This is a genomic window from Paenibacillus sp. FSL H7-0756, assembly GCF_038006765.1.
GTDB lineage: Bacteria > Bacillota > Bacilli > Paenibacillales > Paenibacillaceae > Paenibacillus_AQ.
The window spans coordinates 1114741-1134618 of record NZ_JBBOVT010000003.1 but is presented as its reverse complement, the minus strand read 5'-3'; the positions used below and the strand labels follow the sequence as shown (position 1 = coordinate 1134618).

Here is a 19878-nt window from a genome sequence, read left to right as displayed (position 1 = left end):
GCAGCTTCTGCTGTATTCAAGATAGCCCTTATTTGATATGGTAGTAGGATAAGACTATTTCTGCACCGGGGAGATGATGACATGACTGCGTTCACACTGCTGGTAGATAAGCCTGTACATCTGGAGATGACCGGCAAATTCGTGGCCCCCTCAGCGGAGTGGATTCACTTAAGCCGGATTTTGCAGGATTATGAGCTGATTGTGATGACCGAGGGCGTGCTCTACCTGGCGGGTGACAACCAGCAGTTCGTCGTCTCCAAAGGCGAGTTCCTGCTCCTGCCTCCGCTTACCAGACAATACGGGTACAAGTCTTCGGACTGTAGCTTTTATTGGCTGCATTTTCATGCTACGAACGGTAGTCAGACTGCGGACCCCGCTCCGTTAACCGGAGACAAGGAAGAATATGTAATTCACCTGCCCCAATACGGAACCCTGCGGAATGTGGAGAAAATCATCGTCATGATGAAGCAGCTTCAGGATTCGGTGCGAAGCTACAATCAGACCGTGCTGGGTAACTATATGTCTACCGTTATTCTATGCGAGCTGTACAGTCAGACCCTGCCAACCGATGCTGATCCGTTTAAAAGAACCAAGCAGGAGCAGCTCTACAACGATATTGTAGACTACATCAAATGGAGCCGCAGCGAGCATATTAAGGTATCGCAGATCGCCGCTTATTTCGGCTATAACGAGAAGTATCTCTCCCATCTATTCACTGTCATCTCCGGGATCTCCCTGAAGCAATATATTCTGCAGCAGAAGATGGAGCTGGCGAAATTCCTGCTGACCGACACCAACCAGAACGTCAGCGAAGTCTCATTGCAGCTAGGCTATAAGGATTGCCATAACTTCATGAAATCGTTCAAAAAAATCGTCGGCCTCACTCCCACCGAGTTCCGCAACGCTTATGCCAAGCGCCTGCTGTTCTACGAATGAGCGTGAGAGCATCCGTCAGCTCCTGCCTCTTCTTCGCTCCCTCCACAGCCCTTCCAGAGACTAACGATTTCTCTGGTATAGGCTGTGGATATTTTTTTGAGAGCATAATGAACTTTCCGGGCTGCTACGCACTCTTATCTGTGAAAGGGGTGAGCACATGAATATAAGCCGTCTTGTCAGAGCCGCACAGCGCGGTAACAAAGAAGCATTATTAGAACTGATCCTAGCCGAACAGGACGCTTATTATCGTCTTGCCTATAGCTACATGAGAAATGAGCATGACGCGATGGATGTCATGGAGGATATGATCGTCACGCTCTATGAGAAGGTTGGGCAACTCCAGAAGCGCGAGTCCTTCTATAGCTGGAGCAAAACCATTCTGGTCAACCGCTGCAAAACCGTCCTCCGCAACCAGAACCGGTACGTTCCTCTGGAGGAGGACGAGTCCCCGGAGCCTTCCCTTGAGGCATGGACCGCAGATAACCCGTACCGCTATACCGAGTCCGAAATGGATCTGTCCGTTCTGCTCGCGCATCTGAATCCCCGGCAGCGGGAAGCGATTGAGCTGCGTTATGTCCACGATCTGCCGTATCAGACCATTGCCGATATTACGCAAGCGCCGGTCGGCACGATCAAGTCCAGAATCTCGCAGGGAATACAGAAACTAAAAGCTATGATTGGAGGTGACCGTTATGAGAACGATCGAGGAGAGATTACAGGAGCATCAGCAGACCATGACGCCGTCAGAACTTGAAGGCAGATTGCGGAAGGCGCTGGAGCAGGCTCCGGTTAGACGGAAATCACGGGCGGGACAAGCGCGGACCTGGGTGGCTACAGCAGCCGCAGCCCTGCTGCTGACGGTGGGCGTCTATCAGTATCCGGCGTTGGCTTATTATGGCGGGAAGCTGTTTAACCAGACTGAGCTGTATACGCTTGGATTCTCTGGAGTCGCTGAACATGGCTACGGACAGACCGTTAACAAAAGTATGACACTGGAGAATGGGATTGTACTCACGGTTAACGGAGTAATTGCGGATGATAATGCTCTGCTGATGTATTACAGCATTACCCCGCCGCCGGGAGAGGTGTTCGATGAGGAGCCGTCGTCGCTGTATGCATTAGGCCATATTACAGGGTTTTTGACAAACTCTTCACCGACAAGTGGCGGCGGTTACAACAAGAACAAAACCCGGTTTGATGGAATGTACAAATTCGAGCCGGTCAGTCCGTTCGCCAGAAATCTGACCCTTAATGTATACAGCTATCAGGGTGAAGCCAAGCCTGCGCAAGCCAAGCTCTCCTTTAATTTTGACGCCAGTAAAGCCATGAAGAGTATCCTGGTCGCCGATATTCATCAAGCCGTTCCGGTGGATCAGGGAACCGTCTACTATGACATGGTTACCGCTTCCCCCACGTCAACCATTGTAAAGGGACATTATAAGATGGATAACGGGGAACATCCGCGATTCTCTGCTGCAACCAAACTATATGTCAATGGGACTGAAGTGGATTTCTTGTCCATGCGGTCGGGTGTCAATGAGAAAACGGGAGTAGCGGAGTTTCAGATTGAATACGATGTGCTGCCGACAGACAAGCCGCAGAGTGTTGATCTTGTATTGGATAACTTCAGCGGATACCAAAAGGTCGGGCAGCCGATCCCGCTGGCCTCACCCTCAGACCACTCCGTTACGGTCGGCCAGGAGAAACTCTGGATTCGAAGTGTCACCAGGACTGCTGACGGCTATGATATCGTGATTGCCGGGAGACAATTCACTATGCTGGATAAGGATACTTTGACTGTTCAAGCCGGAGGGGCCACCGTTCCCGTCACTTCCATATCCGATTCCCGCGAGTGGGATCTTAAGAACGGTAATATCCTATGGGAGCGTACGTATTCCTTCCAGACCACAGAGAAGCCGGAATTCCTGCAGATGGACGGCTTCCACTATATTAAGTACTATAGACATACTATTCCGGTCCCTGTAGGGGAAAAATAGGGGCGTATACACAGAGCAAAGCACTAGTGAGCAGCCAGCGCCTGCCAGCGCGGAAATCCTGCACAATGTGCAACAATGCGGCTCAGTGGAAGCTGTCATCGTGGAAATCCTGCACTAAATGCAACAATGTCCGCCCGACTAGCACCTTATCGTCCGAATTCCTGCAAAAGTTGCAACAATGCGCCACAGCCAGTAACAAATTTAGAAAAATCCTGCAATTAGTGCAACAATGCGGCTCCATAGAAGCTGCCAGCGCGGAAATCCTGCACAAACTGCAACAGCAGAGTACTGTTACAGCGCACCTCCGTCTCCTTATCCTGACGCCGCCACTCAGTACAAAGAGTCCCGCTCCCCTCCATAGGGTTGCGGGACTCTTTGCATTTCACTCTATGCAGCGGGTAGCTCACCTTCGGAGCGGCCTTCAACAGAAGTTCGCAGTTCAGCATGCTATCCCACTCTATTCCCGACTGAAATCTGCCCTACTTCCCGCCGTCCCTCACCGGCACGCCGAAGTCCGGCGTACCGTCGGCGTTCCAGCGCAGGCGCTGGGCGCGGGTGTGACGGTTCGGGTCGTAGAGCGGGTCACCGGTGATCTCCTTATAGTTACGGGCATGGTAGATCAGCACATCCCCGCCGTGCTCATCCACGGTGAAGCTGTTATGGCCCGGGCCGTACTGCCCGTTCTCCTCACTGGTCTGGAACACGGGCTCAGGATGCTTGGTCCAGGATGCAGCGTCCAGCAGATCGCTGTCCTCGTCTGCGGTAAGCAGCCCCATGCAATAGTTGTGATCGGTGGCGCTGGCCGAGAAGCTCATGAAGATCCGGCCGCCCCGCTTCAGCACGGCAGCCCCTTCGTTTACCTTGAAGCCGATGACCTCCCAAGGATACTGCGGCGAAGAGATCATCGTCTGCGGACCCTTAAGCGTCCAGCCGTTCTCCATGGCTGAGATATACAGATTGGAGTTCCCGTCAATCTCCGGGTCCTTTTGCGCCCATACATAGTAATGCACGCCCCTATGCTCGAACGTTGTAGCATCCAGGGCGAAGGATTCCCAGGCGGTTCTCACCTGCCCCTTCTCGGTCCACTCCCCTTCCAGCGGGTTCGCTGAAGTATTCTCCAAGGCGTACATCCGGTGGTCGAACAGACCTTCCTTCGTCTCCGTGGTCCGGGCCGCCGCAAAGTAAATATACCATTTGCCGTCCATGTAATGGATTTCGGGTGCCCAGATATTGGCGCTGAGCGGACCGCTCTCATATTTACGCCAGACCACTACCGGCCGTGCTTCCCGAAGCCCCTCAATCGTTAACGCTCTGCGGACTTCAATCCGGTCATATTCAGGCACAGAAGCAGTGAAATAGTAATAGCCGTCGGTATGCTTGTATACCCAGGGATCTGCACGCTGTTCGACAAGCGGGTTAGTGTACTCTCTATTTGTATTCATTATGGTTTCTCCTTTGATGGTCTTGTCTCTGTCAGCCCTTCACTCCGGAGATGGCAACAGATTCAATAATTTGCTTTTGGAAAACAAGGAAGATAATCAGCATCGGCAGCAGGGCAATAATCGAAGCCGCCATAATCAGCGGGTAGTCCGTCTGGATTGCATAGGTCGCATTGAAGTTGGCGATAACCAGCTGGAGGGTCTGCTTCTCCGGTGAATTCAGATAGATAATCGGAGACAGGTAGTCGTTCCAGATACCCATGAACCACAGAATCAGCTGTGCAGCCACCGCCGGCTTGATCAGCGGGAAGGTGATGGAGCTGTACAGGCGGAAATACGAGCTTCCGTCGATTTTGGCCGCTTCGATAATCGCATTCGGCACACTGCTCAGATACTGCCGCAGGAAGAAGATCATGACGATATTACCGAATAAGCCCGGCACAATCAGCGGCAGCAGCGTGTCAATCCAGCCCAGCTTCGAGAACATGAAGAACTGCGGAATCATGACTGCCGGATAGGGAATCATCAGGGATGAGAGCATCAGCAGGAATATTTTATTTTTACCGGGAAACCGCAATTTAGCAAAGGAAAACGCCGCAAGACTGGAGGTGAACGTACCAACGATCGTTACCGTGACGGCGATAATCAAGCTATTCTTGATCCCGCTCAGCAGCGGCCCCGCCTCCCAGATCTCACTGTATTTATCGAAATGGAACGGCCGCGGAATCCACACCGGAGGCAGAGCGAACACATCCTGCTTATCCTTGAATGAGGTGGACAGCATCCAGAGCAGCGGGCCGATCATGAACACCGCGCCGATTAAAAGTAGAACAAAGATAATGCTATGGGTAACTCTTCTTCTGCTCGTCATATTTATGGTCTCCTCCCTCTTCGGTTAATCGACATCGAACGATTGCTTCTCGTTCATTCGGAATTGGATAAGAGTCACAACAAATATGAACACGCCGAGGAATACCGCCATAGCAGAGGCATAGCCCATCTGGAAGTTGCCGAAGGCTTTTTGCCAAATGTAGAATACCACGGAGGCTGAAGCATATTCAGGTCCGCCTGTAGGGGTCATAATGTTCATCTCGGTAAAAATTTGCGATCCTCCAATAATGTTGGTCACGATGATGAAAAACGTTACCGGGCGCACCATCGGCCAGGTGATATGCCAGAAGGACTTGAAACCGTTCGCTCCATCCAGCTCCGCCGCTTCGTAATAAGATCTGGAGACACTCTGCAGCGCCGCCAGATAGAGCAGCATTGTATAACCGAGGCCCTTCCATACCGCCATAATGATCAGCGCCGGCTTAACCGTATATTTATTCGCCATCCAGTTCGGCCCGCTGATCCCGAAGAGATCGAGGAACTGGTTGACGAGACCATAATCACCGTTATAGGCCCAGTTCCACATGATCGATACTGCGGCCAAAGAAGAAATAACCGGAACATAATAGATGACCCGGAATGCTGTAGTCCCGGGCACTCCCCGGTTAAGCCCAAGCGCCAGCAGCAGCGCCAGCGTAATGCCGATCGGAATGCCAAGCATCATGAACAAGGTATTGAATAAGGCCTTATGGAACAGCTCATCCGACCACAGATCCTTGAAGTTGCTAAGTCCGATGAAGTTCATTTGGCCGAGTCCATCCCAATCCGTGAATGAGCCATAGATTGAATAAATCATCGGGTAGAGCGTAAAGATCAGCAGTCCCAGCAGCGGAGGCAGGATAAACAGAAATCCGTAGATTTTCTCCTTGCGGTACAGATTGGACTTAACATTCACTAGAATCACCTCAAATTCGGATAGTCTATAACTTTCCCCACAAAGTGATGCATCAGCTCCGATGAGTATTCAGATACTTTGCGGGGTCTCCAAAATATATACAAGTTCATCTCAGAATAAAGTGATGCCGGCCCGCTGTTACAGGAGACCGAGCATCACTTTGTATGCTAGATAAGAACGGTGTACCGCTTATTTCTTGGATTTCGCCTCTTGCTCGACCGCTTTATCCAGCAGCTTCTGCATCTTCGGCTGTTCCGCCTTCACATATTCCTCCGGGGTAACCTTACCGTCAAGTACCGGCTGGATATCCGTGTAGAACAGGTTATACCATTCAGCATTGTACGTGTAGTGGCCGGGCAGCACCCGTCCGTATTCATTCACGACCTGGAGGAATTCTTCCTTGTTCGCCGGTTTGGTCGTAGTATCAGCGGCCCATTCCTTAGCCATATCCATCAGGTTCGGGATTTGCACCTTAGCCTTCACCAGCGCTTCCATTCCCTCCTTAGAGGCTGTCAGATAATTGATCAGATCCACGGCTTCATCGGGATGCTTGGTTTTGGCGGAGGCACCGATACCCAGTGAGCCGGTCCATGTTGCGGATTTGCCTGTGGAGCCGGCAGGATAAGGAATCAGATCATAATCGAAAGGCAGCTTCTCATAAGTGCTCATATCCCACGGCCCTACAGGGAAGAAGGCCATTTCACCTTTCATCCAGCGCTGGTAGGTATCCAGAGTCTGTGCTTGTTCTGTGGACGGCGTAATGCCGTATTTAAGCTGCATGTCAGTGAAGAATTGCAACGCTTCGATAAACTTCGGATCATCAATGGTAACCTTGGTCTTGGTAGCATCCAGCCAGTCCGCCCCGTTACTCCAGACGAAGGAAGGCAAGGCCCACTGCACGTTGAAGCCTGCGCCGAATTGATCCAGCTTACCGTCCCCGTCCTTGTCAATCGTCAGCTGCTGAGCGACTTTGATGAATTCATCCCAGGTGTACGGTTTGTCTTTGTCCGGCAGCGGGATACCCGCAGCTTCGAACATGGTCTTGTTATATCCGAGTGCGAACGGGCCTACGTCCTTAGGCATCCCGTACAAATTGCCTTGCCCGGCCATGGTGCCGTCGTAACGGTACAGATCCACGCCATATTTCCAGATGTTATTCAAATCAATATTAGGGTTCTTCTCCACATAGCTGGTCAGGTCCAGCAGCACGCCGCTGTTCACATAAGCCTTCAGGTCGCCGGATTCAAAATAAAATACGTCCGGCACGCTGTTCCCCGTAATAGAGGCTTTCAGCTTAGTCGCATATTGATCTGCCGCAGTCACAACGATCTTAACCTTGACGTTCGGATGATCGGCTTCATATTTTTTCACAACACCTTCATAAGCCTTCTGCTCATCGGTTCCCCCGCGGAACATGAACGTAAGATTCTTGGTTTCCTTGGAATCCTTGCTGCCTGCATTCGCCGTAGCTTCGCTTCCGCTATTGCCCCCGGACGATGCATTGTTCTTCCCGCCGCAGCCTGTAAGTACAACCGATACCATCAGAACTAACGACAGCAGTGTGAACCAGCCCTTTTTCTTTAACACTGTAACCCCTCCTAGGATTTGCTGAGCAACTCGATTGATACAATCTATATAGAAGAACTAGGGAACCTCACCGGCTCTGTTAGTTCAAGCTACCGCATGTTGTGCTATGTTTCACACTTTAATTAAATAATTGAGAAACAATTGAATGTATTCGCTTACAGGTATAAAATAGCATATATAAAGTGGAGTGTAAATATAAAAGTATAAATCTTTTTATAGTTATTCAAATCAAACGTTAATTATTGCTTTTTTACTGAAAAAAATCATTTAATATTGACTTAATGGTGCATTAAGTATTCATGTTTATATAAAACAAACAGAGCTTAACTTTTACTTTTAGCTTAAATTTAATCGTTTTCTACAAATAAAGGCAGGATACTTTCCTTTTTGGGCGGGTTAGTTTATAATTTTATAAAATAGTTTCGATTCTCATGACCTCAGTGGAAGAAGGTATTCTAAATATGATTTATATTAAAGATCTGATGAGCGGGATTGATATCTTCAAGGCGCTCAGCTCGGAAATCCGCATCCAGATTCTTGAGCTGCTGGCGACCAATCAGGCCCTGAATCTCAACGAAATTGCCAAGAAGCTGAATCTCAGCAACGGGGCGATTACAATGCATATCAAGAAGCTGGAGGAGAGCGGCTTAATTGAGATTAATACTGCCGTAGGCAAGCACGGAATTCAGAAGGTCTGCTATCTGAATAAGGATAAGCTGATGGTGGATCTGCGGAGCAAGGATGTGGATAATCTGTACGAGGTCGAGATTCAGGTGGGCCATTACAGTAATTATCAGGCCGTTCCGACCTGCGGTCTGGCCACCAAGGATAGCATCATTGGGGACTTCGACGAGCCGCGTTACTTCGCCGATCCCCAACGGATCGATTCTGAGATCATCTGGATGGCCGAAGGCTTCCTGGAGTACCGCATCCCTAACTATCTCAAAGCCAACCAGACCTTCCGGGAAATCCAGTTCTCCATGGAGATTGGCTCCGAGGCTCCCGGGTTCAACGACAATTACCCCTCGGATCTGTACTTCTATGTGAACGGCATCGAGATCGGCTTCTGGACCAGCCCCGGGGACTTCGGCGACATGCGCGGCACCTTCAACCCGGATTGGTGGCCTCCCCATCTCAACCAGTATGGCATGCTGAAACTGATCCGCATCAATCAGGAGGGTAGCTTCATTGACGGCTGCCGCATCTCAGACATCACCTTGGACGACATTAAGCTGGATTACAAGAGCGAGCTGACCTTCCGTATTGCCGTCACCGACAAGCCGGTCAACAAGCGCGGCTTGACCATCTACGGCAAGCATTTCGGCAATTACAGCCAGGATCTGCTGGCGCGTGTGCTCTACAATGTGCATGAGGTCGAAGACCCTTCCGGCCGGGTGACCACAGCGGGAGTGGCCGATTGACCGTTTATAACAGACAGCCGCTTCCCCGCCGCCGCTGGCATAAACTCGAAGTATAATTGTCCCGGCCTTAACCCACACTAACGAATGTCTTTCAAACTACCGTGAGGGAGTGTTTCGAATGCGTGAAGGGTTGATACCAGCCGTACTGGGGACCGTAGTTACTGCTTCGAGTGCAGCTTTTCTGGGGAGCAGATATAAGATCGCGGCAACCGGCATTCTTGGATTTGGTCTGGCACATATTGTACTCGGCACCATCGATTTGTTCGAACACCGGTAAGCCTACTTGGAAGATGACCGGACCCTATCCTTCGGATAGGGTCCGGTTTGCTGTGTTATTTAAGCAGGAACGGCTAATGCGCCCCTTTGTACAGATGGTATTTGTACTTCTGTCTCACTCGCCCCGCAGCAACACAACCCACATGCCCCAGTAGCGCCGATTATATGCTGTTTTTAACATACATCTTGGCCTATGTGCCTCAGTAGCGCCGATTGTATACTGTTTTCCACATACATCTTGGCCCGTGTACCTCAGTTGCGCCGATTGTATGCTGTTTTTAACATACATTTGGTTCATGTGCCCTCAGTGGCGCCGATTATATGCTGTTTTCCACATACATTTGGTTCATGTGCCTCAGGTGGCGCCGATTGTGTGATTTTGGTCCACATCAAGATCAAAGAAGGTCCTTACCCAATTTCAGGTAAGGACCTCCCATACAACCTCAACCATATATGAAGCTCTAAAGAATTTAACAAGAAGCAAAAAGGAACGGAGGGGAAATTTGGAACTGTAGGAGCGTTAGCGTCCGCCTTTGTCTGCGGATTTCTACCGCGAACAGCGGTATTAAATCAAGAAACCTGGAGACAACAGCGGCCGTAAGTCCAAATGTTCTCCGCAGTGACGATTATGCTTCAAGTTCTTATGTGCGCTAGAAGTCCAAATGTTCCCCGCAGTGACGATTACGCTTCAAGTTCTTATGTGTGCTGAACAAGTTCAATTCCTTAGCAGCTTCATTTCACAGCCACATAGAACAGCCGCTGCGCCGAATCATCCGCCGCCACCCACTCGAAGTCCGCATACACCGACACCTCGCTGAATCCGGCGGCAAGCAGCTCCTGCTTCATCCACTCCGGGTCATAGGCACGCTGGGTGTGGGTCTCTTCGAAGCGGCGGTACGTGCCTGTGCGGCCCTCCTCGCGGGCGAAGATGGATAGGTGATGTTCAATCTCCCGGCGCTGCTCATCCAGCTCACAGGTCCAGATGTAGGAGATGTCCGGCTCATCCAGCACAAAAGGCTGCTCTTCCTCATAGCGGATCAGGGTGTTCGGATGATGTACATCGAACAAGAAGGTCCCGCCCGGCTTCAGTCCGTCATACGTACTGGAGAACACAGACCGGATGTCCTGCTCCTCCAGCACATAATTCAGACAGTCACAGAAGGAGATGACGGCATCCACCGGCTCCGGCAGCTCCCATTCCTTCATGTTCTGCTGAACCCACTGCACGCTGCCCTCCCGCAAAAAGCGCCGTCCCTGCGGCTGCTGCTCCAGCTTCCGCTGGGCAACGGACAGCATGTCCGAAGAAAGGTCAATCCCCGTCATGTGGTAACCAGCAGCAGCCAGCGGAATCGTCAGGCTGCCGGTACCGCAGCCGAGCTCGGCTACCGTGCGCGGCTTGCCGTATTTGCCCCATGCCGTCTCAGCAAAGGCCAGCCAATCCGGATACGGCATATCCGCCATAAGCGCATCGTATACATAAGCAAATTTGCCATAGGAAGACACTGCGTACACCGCTTTCTCTATACTATTGGTTGTCAGAATCGCTGTCCGGTCCGGCCTGCTCCTCTTCGCGGGCAGCCAGATAGGTCCAGTTCTCCTTCTGGACAACCAGCCCTTCCTTCATCAGCTTGCCAAGCGCACGCTTGAACGCTGATTTGCTGATGCCGAAGCGCTGCTTGATAATATCAGGAGGCGTAGCATCCGAATACGGCATTCCGCCGCCCGGACGGGAAGCCAGAAAATCAAGCAGAGCCGCGGAATCCACATCACGGCCCACTTCCTTGCGGTGGCCCATGCTGAGGTTGACGCGGCCATCCTCGCGGATATGCGCCACGCGCGCTTCAATCACTTCGCCCAGACGCAGCAAACGGGTGCGTTCAGAGGAGTGGACCATACCGATGATACCGAAGCCAAGTACACCGGCGTCTATAAGCACGAAGGTGCCCATCTGCAGCGGCTTGTACACCCGGGCGGTGACACTCTGCCCCTGCCAGGATTCCGGTGCAGGCAAGGCCAGCGGCGCAAGCTCCTGCTCGCCGGCCAGCTTGGCACGGAGACGTCCCTGCTTGTCATGCTCCATAATTGCGAAGACCTTGTCGCCAATCTGCGGACGCAGCTCCACCAGCTCGGGAAGCTCGCTGAGCGGCAGCAGCAGCTGCCGTCCAAGCCCCATCTCCAGGAAGCAGCCCAGCCGCGGATGGATATCCGCCACCTCCAGCAGCGCCATCTCGCCAAGCGTCAGATAAGGCTTCTTCATCGTAGCCGCAGGACGGTCCTCGGTATCAAAGAAGAGGAACACCTCAACCTTGTCGCCGATCTTCGGCTTACTGCCCACAAGCTCGGTGTAATGAAGCATGATATCCTGGTCGCCTGCGCTCAGGAAGTACCCGTAAGGGGATACCTCCCGCATCACTTCAAGGGTAACCGTAGTGCCTGCAATCAGACTCATACCGTCTCCACGACCTTGGCATCCGACCACAGACGCTCAATATTGTAATATTCACGTTCATCGCGGTGGAAGACATGGACGATCACGTCGCCAAGGTCCATCAGTACCCAGCGTGCTGCATCCATCCCCTCAATGCCTTTGATCATTCCGCCAGCTTCATGAACTACCTTGCGCACCTCAGTGGCAATCGCCTGAACCTGGGTATCGGAATTACCGTGGCAGATGATGAAATAATCGCTGATCGGCGACACACTGCGCAGATCAAGAGCCACCACGTTCATTGCTTTTTTATCCTGAACGGCGTGTAACGCCAGCTCAAACAGCTTGTTTGATTGTACACTCATATTTTATCCTCCAATGTTCTAACTAAATCGTTGCGCGCCAGCACCGTAAGCGGAAATACGACCCTGCGCTTCTCCAGCAGCACGCGTATAGTGGAATCCAGTCCGGCAATCAGCCCTTGCTCCAGACTGACCTTCGCCAGCCTGCGGATCTCCTCCACACCAGGGAAGTCCCGACCCGGCTCAATATAATCAGCCAGACAGACGATCCGCTCCAGCAGGCCCATGTTCTCCCGTCCCGAGGTGTGGTAACGGATCGCGTCCAGCACCTCCGAATCCTGAATACCATAATCATGTTCGGCGGTATAAGCACCCACCTCAGCATGCCATAGCTGCTTGTCATATTTCAAAAGCTCGGCGGATAATCCATTCTGTTCAATGATCTCCCGCATCCGTTCTACCGGCCAATACTTGGCCACATCATGCAGGATGGCGGCGGTCTCGGCCCGCTGCGGGTCAGCGCCATAACGCTGCGCCAGCTTCACAGCGGACTCCATCACCCCGAGTGTATGCTTCCAGCGTTTGTCCGGCATCTGGCCGGATACCGCTTCAATCAGCGCTTCACGGCTGTACTCCATACAATCCACTCCTTTGAACATATTCATACACAGCATCCGGAACCATATAGCGGATCGACTTTCCTTCGGCGGCCCGGGCTCTGAGCATGGTGGAGGAGAGATCGACCAGCGGCATATCCGCCAGCAGTACTCTACCCGCAATGAACTCCGGCAGCAGTCCCAGATCCAGCGGAGTGCCCGGGCGTCCGACACCGATGAAGGTCAGCCGCTTCACCAGCTCTTCGATCCCCTGCCACTTGGGCAGATACTGAACCATATCCGCACCCACGATGAAAAAGAACTCATGCTGCGGATATTCCTCCTGCAGACTGATTACCGTCTCCAGCGTATAGGATACTCCGCCCCGCACAATTTCCCAGTCAAGAATGCCAAAGGAAGGGTGATTCTTCACCGCTCCCTCCACCATCGCCAGCCGCTGTTCACCGGTGGCCCCGGCCTCATGCTTATGAGGCGGGATATGCGAAGGCATGAACCAGACCTCCTGCAGAGCGTAGCTCTCACGCGCCGTCTCAGCGGCCATCATATGGCCGATATGCAGAGGATCGAAGGTCCCTCCCATTATGCCTACTCTCAAGAGGTCAACCTCCTATCTTGGAAGCTCAATCGTTTTGTTGTCGCGTGATTCTTTGTACAGAACGATAGTCTTGCCGATCACCTGAACAAGCTCCGAACCGGACTGCTCGGCAAGCGCGGCACCAATTTCCTTGGGATCATCAGCGTTGTTATTCAGTACACTGATCTTCATCAGCTCGCGTTTCTCAATAGCTTCTTCAATGTGACGGATCAGATGATCGTTTACGCCGCCTTTGCCGACCTGAAATACAGCATCCAGATGATGAGCCAAAGAGCGCAAATAACGTTTTTGTTTGCCTGTTAACATAAATGTGAAAACTCCTTAATTAACATATATTATTACCCTGTTCAGTGAAAATCATTTGCCCGGCACCTGGCCGAGGCAATCCGCAATAGTCTGCCGCATAATCGCTGCGGGTGCCGCAAGACCTGTCCAATATTCCAGGGCGTAAGCTCCCTGGTAGACGAACATGCCCAGCCCGCCGTGAACGGTGCAGCCGCGCTTCAGGCTCTCTGTAAGCAGCCGGGTATGCAGCGGATTATAGATCAGATCGCTGACGATCATCCCTTCATGCAGCCCGGCCGGGTCGATCGGCATGTCCTCCATATGCGGATACATGCCTACCGATGTCGTATTGATTACGATATCCATGCTGCCAAGCACGCCGGGAACGGCATCCATCCCTGCTCCGGCTATGCTGCCCCGGCTGCTGAAGCTATCTGCCAGCTGACGGGCCCGTTCCTCATTACGGTTCACAATTAGGACCGAAGCCGGCCGCTCCTTCAGCAGCGCCGAGACAATCCCTCTGGCCGCACCGCCGGCTCCAATCACTAGAATACGGGTGCCGGTGAGATCCGGCGCAGCCTCTGTCTTAAGCGAGCGGACATATCCGATCCCATCTGTATTGAAGCCGGTCAATATCCCATTGTCATTAACGATGGTATTGACTGCGCCGACATCCACCGCACTTGAATCCAGCCGGTCCAGATACTCCATCACGGCAACCTTATGCGGAATTGTTACATTCACGCCCCGGAAGCCAAGCGTCCGTATCGCCTGCACCGCATCGCCCAGCTTGTCCGGCGTGATGTGCAGCGGCACGTAAGCCCCGGAGAGACCGAGCGCCTGGAGCGCCGCCCCTTGCATCAGCGGGGATTTGGACTGGGCAATCGGGTCGCCCATCACGCCCAGCAGGAGCTCCCCGTGACTCTGCGTATTCCTGCCTGTCTCAGTCATGCCGCCTTCCTCCTGTACAATTAGATCAGCGACGGACGGGTTAGCACCTTGACCCCGCGCGGCACATGGACAGCTACTACCGCTCCGGCTGTACCGTTCACCTTGATCCAGCCCAGGCCCGAGATGAACAGGTCGGTCTCACTGTTTCTCGCGATACGGAATTCATGCCGCTGCCACTGCGGCAGCTTGTCCATGTCGGCAGTTCCCGGCGGAGACAGCAGCTCGCCCCGGTGGTCTTGGTACAGGGAATCAGCACGCTCCAGCTTCGTGCGGTGAATCTTCAAGGTGCCGCTGATGAAGCAGGTGAAGGACTGGCGTTCCCCCTGAATGAAGTCGAAGCGTCCCAATCCGCCGAAGAACAGCGACTGGCCTTCATTCAGCTGATAGACCGCAGGCTTGAGCGGATTCTCAGGCATCACTGCGCCCAGATCCTTGCGCTCGACCAGCTCACTGTAGCGCCAAGGATATACGATCCCAGGCGTATCAATGATGGAATGGCCGTCATCCAGCGGGATTTTGACCATATCGAGGGTGGTGCCCGGATAACGGGAGGTCGTCAGCTCCTCTTCCAGGTCACTGTAATCGGAGATCAGCCGGTTGATCAAGGTGGACTTGCCTACATTGGTAGCCCCGACGACATATACATCACGCTGGCCGCGCAGCTCGGTAACGGCCTCCAGCAGACGGTCGAAGCCCTGATTGCGCTTCGCGCTGACCAGGACAATCTCCGCCGTGCGCAGTCCCTCTTCCTTGCAGCGCTGCTGCATCCAGTTGCGCAGCCGGTTCCAGTTGGTTACCTTCGGCAGCAGATCGATCTTGTTCACCGCCAGGATGACCTGATTGTTACCGACGAACCGCTGCAGCCCGGAAATCAGACTGCCCTCGAAATCGAACAGATCCACGATGTGGATCACCAGTGCATTCTTCTCCCCTACTCCGCTTAACAGCTTCAGGAATTCATCCTGATTCACCGATACGGAAGAGGCTTCATTGTAATTCTTGATCCGGAAGCAGCGCTGGCAAATTACCGGCTCCCGCCCGAAGGCGACCTCCGGGATATAGCCGGGAAGCTCCTTGTCCACGCTCTGGAGCTTAATGCCGCAGCCGCTGCATTTCTCTGGCCGCGTCTTTTCATCGTTCATTGCATCCATTAAGATTTATCCTCCTCTTGCCACAATCCTTGCTTCCGCAGACGGGTCAAGGCAATCTGCTCCACTCTGCGGTTAATTCTTGTTCCTATTCCTTCATCCTTGACGGAGATGGGCAGCACGAGTACCGTGAACAGGCCCAGCCGGTTACCGCCGTATACATCGGTAAGCATCTGGTCGCCGACCACAATCGTCTGCTCCGGTCCCAGCTCCATCAGCTTCATGGCCCGCAGGAACGGGGAATTGCTGGGCTTCTTGGCCTGATGTACAAATTCAATATTCAGCGGGGTAGCAAAACGCGACACCCGGTCCATATTGTTGTTGGATACAATCACAAGCTTGAAGCCCAGCTCCTTCACCTTAGCGAACCAGAGCAGCAGCTCAGGAGTAGCCAGCGGCGCTTTGGCGCCGACCAGCGTATTATCCAGATCCGTAATAATTCCCCGGTATCCTTGGCGGTATAGCTCCTCCAGAGCGATATCAAACACCGTGTTTACCCGGAGCTTGGGGACTAATCTTTCGAACAATACCTTCACCTCATTTTCATACAGGAAACTTGTAACCCGGCGCTATAGGACTGCAAAAATCCCAGGGTCCGGCAGCATCTCATCACCATGGGGCGTTACTTGCCGGACTTCATGCTTTTTCGCAGCCGCAAAGCTTCAGTATACACGCTGTGCCAGTCTTTGTCTTCAATAACCTCAGGGCTGTAATTCGCCCGCTCGAACATCTTCAGCAGTGCAGCTAGACTGCCCTCAGCTTGCGGGCGTTCCACGCTCCACCGTGCCACGGATTCGCGCAGGGTCTCATGCTCTTTCTTCAGCATACCCTTCCTGCGCATATACCTTACCCAGCGCTCCGTTTCTGCGATAACTTTTTGCGCCGGAGTCGGCTGACCACCTAGACGCATACGTGTAATCAGGAAGCGCAGGCTTAACCGGCGCTGCCAGATCAGGAATAGGGTCCAGAGCAGGAGTACAGCGGCTGCTCCAGCCACAGCCCAGGTGCCGGGATGGAATCCGGCAGACTTGTCCGTCTGGCCCGATGCCGCCGGCTCAAGCTCTTCCGGCTCCTCTTCCTGCACTTCAGGCTGGTCCGGAATATCCTGCTCACTCTGCGTGAGCACCGGAACATCGAAACCGGGCGTGGCCTCTACAGGCACCCATCCGTAATCGCCGAAATAGATCTCGGCCCAGGAGTGGGCGTCTGCATTAGTAATCGTGTAGTTATTATTTACATAACCGGCAGCGCCCTGCTGAAGCATTACACTATCCGGAATCTCGGCCTGCTCTCCTGGAGCATATCCCTTCACCCAGCGGGCCGGTATATCCAGTGACCTCGCCATGGTGACAAGCGCCGTGGAATAGTAGTCACAGTATCCTTCCTTGATCTCAAACAGGAAGCTCTCGACCATGTCCTTGCTTTTGGCCCGGGAGGTATCCGGCTGATTCGTGTAAGGGAAAGAAGCTTGCAGATATTGCTGCAGCAGGATCGTCTTCTCGTAAGGCGTCTGCGCTCTCGCCGTAATCTCCTTGGCAAGCGCACTCACCCGCTCAGGATAGTTATCCGGGAGCTGTAGATACTGCGGGTCAATATCCCTGTTCCCGTAGAGCTGCCCGAAGGTCTGCTTGCTTAACTCCTGAAGGGGAACGATCGGCACCTCCGAGGTGACCACATAGGTCTGCGGATAAGCCCTTGTCTTGCCTCCGGGATTCCACAGCAGCTCACTGTCATTACTCCGCCAGGATAAGCCGCTGCTCTGCTCCTGACCATCCACCGAGTCTACCCCCGAGATCGAATAGCCGCCGAACAGAACCGGATAGCTGTTCCCCCCAAGCAGCTTGACGGTCTGCTTGAGCGTACGCGTCTCTGTCTTGGGGGCAACCGCGCGTTCCAGCGGCTCGCCCACCTGTACCTCGTTATGCGCTCCCCGGCCGGAGGTATCATCATCTGTCCAGCCTTTGCCCGAATACACGCTGCGGATCTCTCCGCGCATATAGGTGCGCAGATCGGAGGTCACTTGCATAACCGGCGAGTAATCGAAGTTGAAGCCCCCGCCAAGGTTGTCATCATTCAGGCTGTAGCCCGAGGTCGTCCCGTTTGCCGCTGACCCGCCGCTTGCACTGTCCCCGCCCCCGGAGGGTCTAGAAGAGACAGAGTTACCGTTCCACTTTTGCCAGGCAGTGTAGGGGTCGGTCAAGGTTGGACGCACGCCAGGCATGTTCACGCCGGCAAGGATGACCAGTGAGAATATAATCGCTATATTCAAGGCAACCTTCATCGGGTACCTCAGCATATAGGTCCAGCCGCGCGGATAGTGCAGCTGGAAATTCCTCAGATGCCGGGTGACCAGCCAGCCCATACCGGCGAAGACCGTCCAGGCTACCTCCTGCCACATTACCGCTGTCGTGAATGAATCCAGCGCGGCGAAGGCCGTGATATTCGCTGCGACGAACATCAGAATCCGCCCCTTGCCGTTGACCCACCAGGCGGACACAAGCAGCAGCGCCCAGGCCCCCAGCGCAAACCAGATGTAAGGAATCATCGACACCGCTATCCCGGGCAGCCGGTCAAGAAATGCCGGCAGCAGCGGATCAGGAATGTAAATCCCGTAACTGATAATCACGTTGTATACAATAAGTACCACTGCCGTGCCTTCCAGCACAATGCGGTACACTCTTTTGAACGGAAAAATGATTTCAATAGCTGTAACGGCCAGCAGGGTTAACGCCACAGAAACGGTGGTCTCCTGCAGCCAAAAGGGCACCGTATAGGACACCCACTGCATAGCGATAATGCTCAGCCATAGCAGCGTCAGCCCGTGATGCCACGAGGATCGTATCGCCTGGAACCAGTGCTTCATCGGACAGAATCACCTCCAAGTACCGCAGGAAGCTCCTGAAGTGTGCTGATGCTATGGCCGGTAACGCCATGCGAGTGCAGGATATTCTGCCACTCACCGGCCCGGTATTTCCCGGAAGGATGAAGAACATGAATATGGGAAGGCGTCATCCCCCGGTTCTCCGCCCAGCGCAGCGTATCCAGTACCGCTCTGCCGCTCTGCGGACTGATCAGTACGAAATACGATCCCTTGGGGAACAGCCGCTGGACACTCTCCAGCCTGTTAATCAGCGGCCCCTTGCCTTCCGCATTGATGTCAATTAAATACTGAATCATCTTTTGCCGCTCGGCATTGCCTTCCGCCGGACTGAACACCTTCGTATGCTTATCCAGACAGCACATTCCAATGCCGATCCGCTCCCGGATGCCGAAGCCGAGAAGAGATGCCGTGACTGAGACCGCTAGCTCGAATTGTGCGGAGTTGTAATAGCCGCTGGAGGTGCCGTCCAGCACCAGAATGGTTCTGGGAACAGATTCATGCTCGAATTCCTTGGACTTCCACTCGCCGGTCTTCGCCGTAGCATTCCAGTGAATGCGCGTCAGCCGGTCGCCGTAGACATAATCACGCACACCGTTGATCTGCGTGGTCTCACGCCTGGACTGCAGCAGCGATACCTGCGGCCCCGACAGGCGCGCCTTGCGCTCGTACAGCTGCCAGCGCGGCACTACGACGGCCCGGGGCATCACCCGGAACTGGCCTTCTGCCTTGAAGGTTCCCTTGTGCTCCATCAGACCGAAGATGTCCTCGCTGAGAATATCCGTATTCTCAAAAGAATACCGGCCCCGCTCCAGCAGCGGCGTCTGGAACAGCAGCTCGCCCCGTCCGCCCATGTTCGGAATCAGGCTCTCCTCGAATACCCAGGACTCTCCGTTATGGCGCTTCAGAATTTCCCTTACGATCACGTAGGGCAAAGGCAGAAATCCCGGAATGGTCACTTCCAGCTTCACCTTGAGAAAGCCCCCGGCATAGAGCAGATCCGGCTTATCCTGTTCGGAATAGAAGCTGCGCGTGCCTCTGGCCCGCCGGACCCCTTCAAGACCGCCAATGAACAGATACAGAATGAGAACTGAGACCATGATGAACAGCATGAACGAGGTTTTGCCGCCCTGAAACAGCACGTAGAAGAGTGTGATGACCCAAATCGCCAGAACGCCCGTGAACTTCCTCAGCTGTACCGCAGCGGCAGCCCGCGTAAGTAAGGCCCTCAT

At 53.5% G+C, this 19878-nt stretch carries 21 protein-coding genes; 5 read left to right on the top strand and 16 right to left on the bottom strand.

What is annotated here, in order from left to right; all coding sequences use genetic code 11:
- Positions 1-81: 81 nt before the first annotated feature.
- The 3 genes from NST04_RS30985 (at position 82) to NST04_RS30975 (ending at position 2933) form a co-directional block, all read left to right on the top strand.
- The gene (locus NST04_RS30985) at positions 82-936 is read left to right on the top strand and encodes an AraC family transcriptional regulator (RefSeq protein ID WP_341187659.1); all 855 of its coding nucleotides are present in this window, start codon (positions 82-84) and stop codon (positions 934-936) included.
- 157 nt (positions 937-1093) lie between these two features.
- The gene (locus tag NST04_RS30980; RefSeq protein WP_341187658.1) at positions 1094-1690 is read left to right on the top strand and encodes a sigma-70 family RNA polymerase sigma factor; all 597 of its coding nucleotides are present in this window, start codon (positions 1094-1096) and stop codon (positions 1688-1690) included.
- The gene (locus NST04_RS30975; protein WP_341187657.1) at positions 1629-2933 is read left to right on the top strand and encodes a DUF4179 domain-containing protein; all 1305 of its coding nucleotides are present in this window, start codon (positions 1629-1631) and stop codon (positions 2931-2933) included. The genes NST04_RS30980 and NST04_RS30975 overlap by 62 nt, the downstream gene beginning before the upstream one ends.
- Positions 2934-3151: 218 nt before the next feature.
- On the opposite strand, the gene NST04_RS30970 is transcribed toward NST04_RS30975, so the two are convergent.
- The 5 genes from NST04_RS30970 to NST04_RS30950 form a co-directional block, all read right to left on the bottom strand.
- Positions 3152-3379, bottom strand: coding sequence for a hypothetical protein (locus NST04_RS30970; RefSeq protein ID WP_341187656.1), 228 nt, complete (start codon positions 3377-3379; stop codon positions 3152-3154).
- A 33-nt stretch (positions 3380-3412) separates the two neighbouring features.
- A complete protein-coding gene (locus NST04_RS30965) occupies positions 3413-4375 on the bottom strand; it encodes a glycoside hydrolase family 43 protein (RefSeq protein ID WP_341187655.1) in 963 nt (320 codons plus the stop codon).
- 31 nt (positions 4376-4406) lie between these two features.
- Positions 4407-5243, bottom strand: a complete 837-nt coding sequence (locus tag NST04_RS30960; protein WP_076155496.1) for a carbohydrate ABC transporter permease — start codon at positions 5241-5243, stop codon at positions 4407-4409.
- 24 nt (positions 5244-5267) lie between these two features.
- On the bottom strand, positions 5268-6158 hold the full coding sequence (locus NST04_RS30955; protein ID WP_076155493.1) for a carbohydrate ABC transporter permease: 891 nt from the start codon (positions 6156-6158) through the stop codon (positions 5268-5270).
- 189 nt (positions 6159-6347) lie between these two features.
- On the bottom strand, positions 6348-7745 hold the full coding sequence (locus tag NST04_RS30950) for an ABC transporter substrate-binding protein (RefSeq protein WP_341187654.1): 1398 nt from the start codon (positions 7743-7745) through the stop codon (positions 6348-6350).
- Between the two features lie 461 nt (positions 7746-8206).
- Here NST04_RS30950 and NST04_RS30945 point away from each other — a divergent pair, with 461 nt between their 5' ends.
- Both NST04_RS30945 and NST04_RS30940 read left to right on the top strand, forming a co-directional pair.
- On the top strand, positions 8207-9166 hold the full coding sequence (locus tag NST04_RS30945; protein WP_341187653.1) for an ArsR/SmtB family transcription factor: 960 nt from the start codon (positions 8207-8209) through the stop codon (positions 9164-9166).
- A 118-nt stretch (positions 9167-9284) separates the two neighbouring features.
- A complete protein-coding gene (locus NST04_RS30940; RefSeq protein WP_036697952.1) occupies positions 9285-9443 on the top strand; it encodes a hypothetical protein in 159 nt (52 codons plus the stop codon).
- Positions 9444-10174: 731 nt separating this feature from the next.
- Here NST04_RS30940 and NST04_RS30935 read toward each other — a convergent pair.
- The 11 genes from NST04_RS30935 to NST04_RS30885 form a co-directional block, all read right to left on the bottom strand.
- Complete coding sequence (locus tag NST04_RS30935) at positions 10175-10945, bottom strand: class I SAM-dependent DNA methyltransferase (RefSeq protein WP_341188104.1); 771 nt, start codon at positions 10943-10945, stop codon at positions 10175-10177.
- A gap of 22 nt (positions 10946-10967) precedes the next feature.
- Positions 10968-11891, bottom strand: a complete 924-nt coding sequence (locus NST04_RS30930) for a CvfB family protein (protein ID WP_341019671.1) — start codon at positions 11889-11891, stop codon at positions 10968-10970.
- The gene (gene rsfS, locus NST04_RS30925; RefSeq protein ID WP_036725699.1) at positions 11888-12235 is read right to left on the bottom strand and encodes a ribosome silencing factor; all 348 of its coding nucleotides are present in this window, start codon (positions 12233-12235) and stop codon (positions 11888-11890) included. The genes NST04_RS30930 and rsfS overlap by 4 nt, the downstream gene beginning before the upstream one ends.
- Positions 12232-12810, bottom strand: a complete 579-nt coding sequence (gene yqeK / locus NST04_RS30920) for a bis(5'-nucleosyl)-tetraphosphatase (symmetrical) YqeK (protein WP_341187652.1) — start codon at positions 12808-12810, stop codon at positions 12232-12234. The genes rsfS and yqeK overlap by 4 nt, the downstream gene beginning before the upstream one ends.
- Positions 12794-13384, bottom strand: a complete 591-nt coding sequence (locus tag NST04_RS30915) for a nicotinate-nucleotide adenylyltransferase (RefSeq protein WP_341187651.1) — start codon at positions 13382-13384, stop codon at positions 12794-12796. Before NST04_RS30915 ends, yqeK begins: the two co-directional genes overlap by 17 nt.
- Before the next feature lie 12 nt (positions 13385-13396).
- The gene (gene yhbY, locus NST04_RS30910) at positions 13397-13690 is read right to left on the bottom strand and encodes a ribosome assembly RNA-binding protein YhbY (protein WP_036697934.1); all 294 of its coding nucleotides are present in this window, start codon (positions 13688-13690) and stop codon (positions 13397-13399) included.
- Between the two features lie 51 nt (positions 13691-13741).
- The gene (gene aroE, locus NST04_RS30905; RefSeq protein WP_341187650.1) at positions 13742-14620 is read right to left on the bottom strand and encodes a shikimate dehydrogenase; all 879 of its coding nucleotides are present in this window, start codon (positions 14618-14620) and stop codon (positions 13742-13744) included.
- Positions 14621-14640: 20 nt separating this feature from the next.
- Entirely contained in the window at positions 14641-15762 is a 1122-nt protein-coding gene (yqeH, locus tag NST04_RS30900) for a ribosome biogenesis GTPase YqeH (protein WP_341188103.1), read from the bottom strand.
- Between the two features lie 8 nt (positions 15763-15770).
- Positions 15771-16295 (bottom strand): YqeG family HAD IIIA-type phosphatase, encoded by a 525-nt coding sequence (locus tag NST04_RS30895; RefSeq protein WP_036697929.1) that lies wholly within the window; start codon positions 16293-16295, stop codon positions 15771-15773.
- Positions 16296-16390: 95 nt separating this feature from the next.
- On the bottom strand, positions 16391-18631 hold the full coding sequence (locus tag NST04_RS30890) for a DUF4129 domain-containing transglutaminase family protein (protein WP_341187649.1): 2241 nt from the start codon (positions 18629-18631) through the stop codon (positions 16391-16393).
- Positions 18628-19878, bottom strand: a complete 1251-nt coding sequence (locus NST04_RS30885) for a DUF58 domain-containing protein (RefSeq protein WP_341187648.1) — start codon at positions 19876-19878, stop codon at positions 18628-18630. Before NST04_RS30885 ends, NST04_RS30890 begins: the two co-directional genes overlap by 4 nt.

Excerpts from the sequence above, each read along its gene's own strand:
- NST04_RS30945 (WP_341187653.1), top strand. The coding sequence starts at position 8,207 with ATGATTTATATTAAAGATCTGATGAGCGGGATTGATATCTTCAAGGCG.
- yhbY (WP_036697934.1), bottom strand. The coding sequence starts at position 13,690 with ATGTTAACAGGCAAACAAAAACGTTATTTGCGCTCTTTGGCTCATCAT.
- NST04_RS30980 (WP_341187658.1), top strand. The coding sequence starts at position 1,094 with ATGAATATAAGCCGTCTTGTCAGAGCCGCACAGCGCGGTAACAAAGAA.
- aroE (WP_341187650.1), bottom strand. The coding sequence starts at position 14,620 with ATGACTGAGACAGGCAGGAATACGCAGAGTCACGGGGAGCTCCTGCTG.
- NST04_RS30890 (WP_341187649.1), bottom strand. The coding sequence starts at position 18,631 with ATGAAGCACTGGTTCCAGGCGATACGATCCTCGTGGCATCACGGGCTG.
- yqeK (WP_341187652.1), bottom strand. The coding sequence starts at position 12,810 with ATGGAGTACAGCCGTGAAGCGCTGATTGAAGCGGTATCCGGCCAGATG.
- NST04_RS30960 (WP_076155496.1), bottom strand. The coding sequence starts at position 5,243 with ATGACGAGCAGAAGAAGAGTTACCCATAGCATTATCTTTGTTCTACTT.
- NST04_RS30975 (WP_341187657.1), top strand. The coding sequence starts at position 1,629 with ATGAGAACGATCGAGGAGAGATTACAGGAGCATCAGCAGACCATGACG.
- yqeH (WP_341188103.1), bottom strand. The coding sequence starts at position 15,762 with ATGAACGATGAAAAGACGCGGCCAGAGAAATGCAGCGGCTGCGGCATT.
- rsfS (WP_036725699.1), bottom strand. The coding sequence starts at position 12,235 with ATGAGTGTACAATCAAACAAGCTGTTTGAGCTGGCGTTACACGCCGTT.
- NST04_RS30930 (WP_341019671.1), bottom strand. The coding sequence starts at position 11,891 with ATGAGTCTGATTGCAGGCACTACGGTTACCCTTGAAGTGATGCGGGAG.
- NST04_RS30965 (WP_341187655.1), bottom strand. The coding sequence starts at position 4,375 with ATGAATACAAATAGAGAGTACACTAACCCGCTTGTCGAACAGCGTGCA.
- NST04_RS30940 (WP_036697952.1), top strand. The coding sequence starts at position 9,285 with ATGCGTGAAGGGTTGATACCAGCCGTACTGGGGACCGTAGTTACTGCT.
- NST04_RS30970 (WP_341187656.1), bottom strand. The coding sequence starts at position 3,379 with ATGCTGAACTGCGAACTTCTGTTGAAGGCCGCTCCGAAGGTGAGCTAC.
- NST04_RS30985 (WP_341187659.1), top strand. The coding sequence starts at position 82 with ATGACTGCGTTCACACTGCTGGTAGATAAGCCTGTACATCTGGAGATG.
- NST04_RS30885 (WP_341187648.1), bottom strand. The coding sequence starts at position 19,878 with ATGAGGGCCTTACTTACGCGGGCTGCCGCTGCGGTACAGCTGAGGAAG.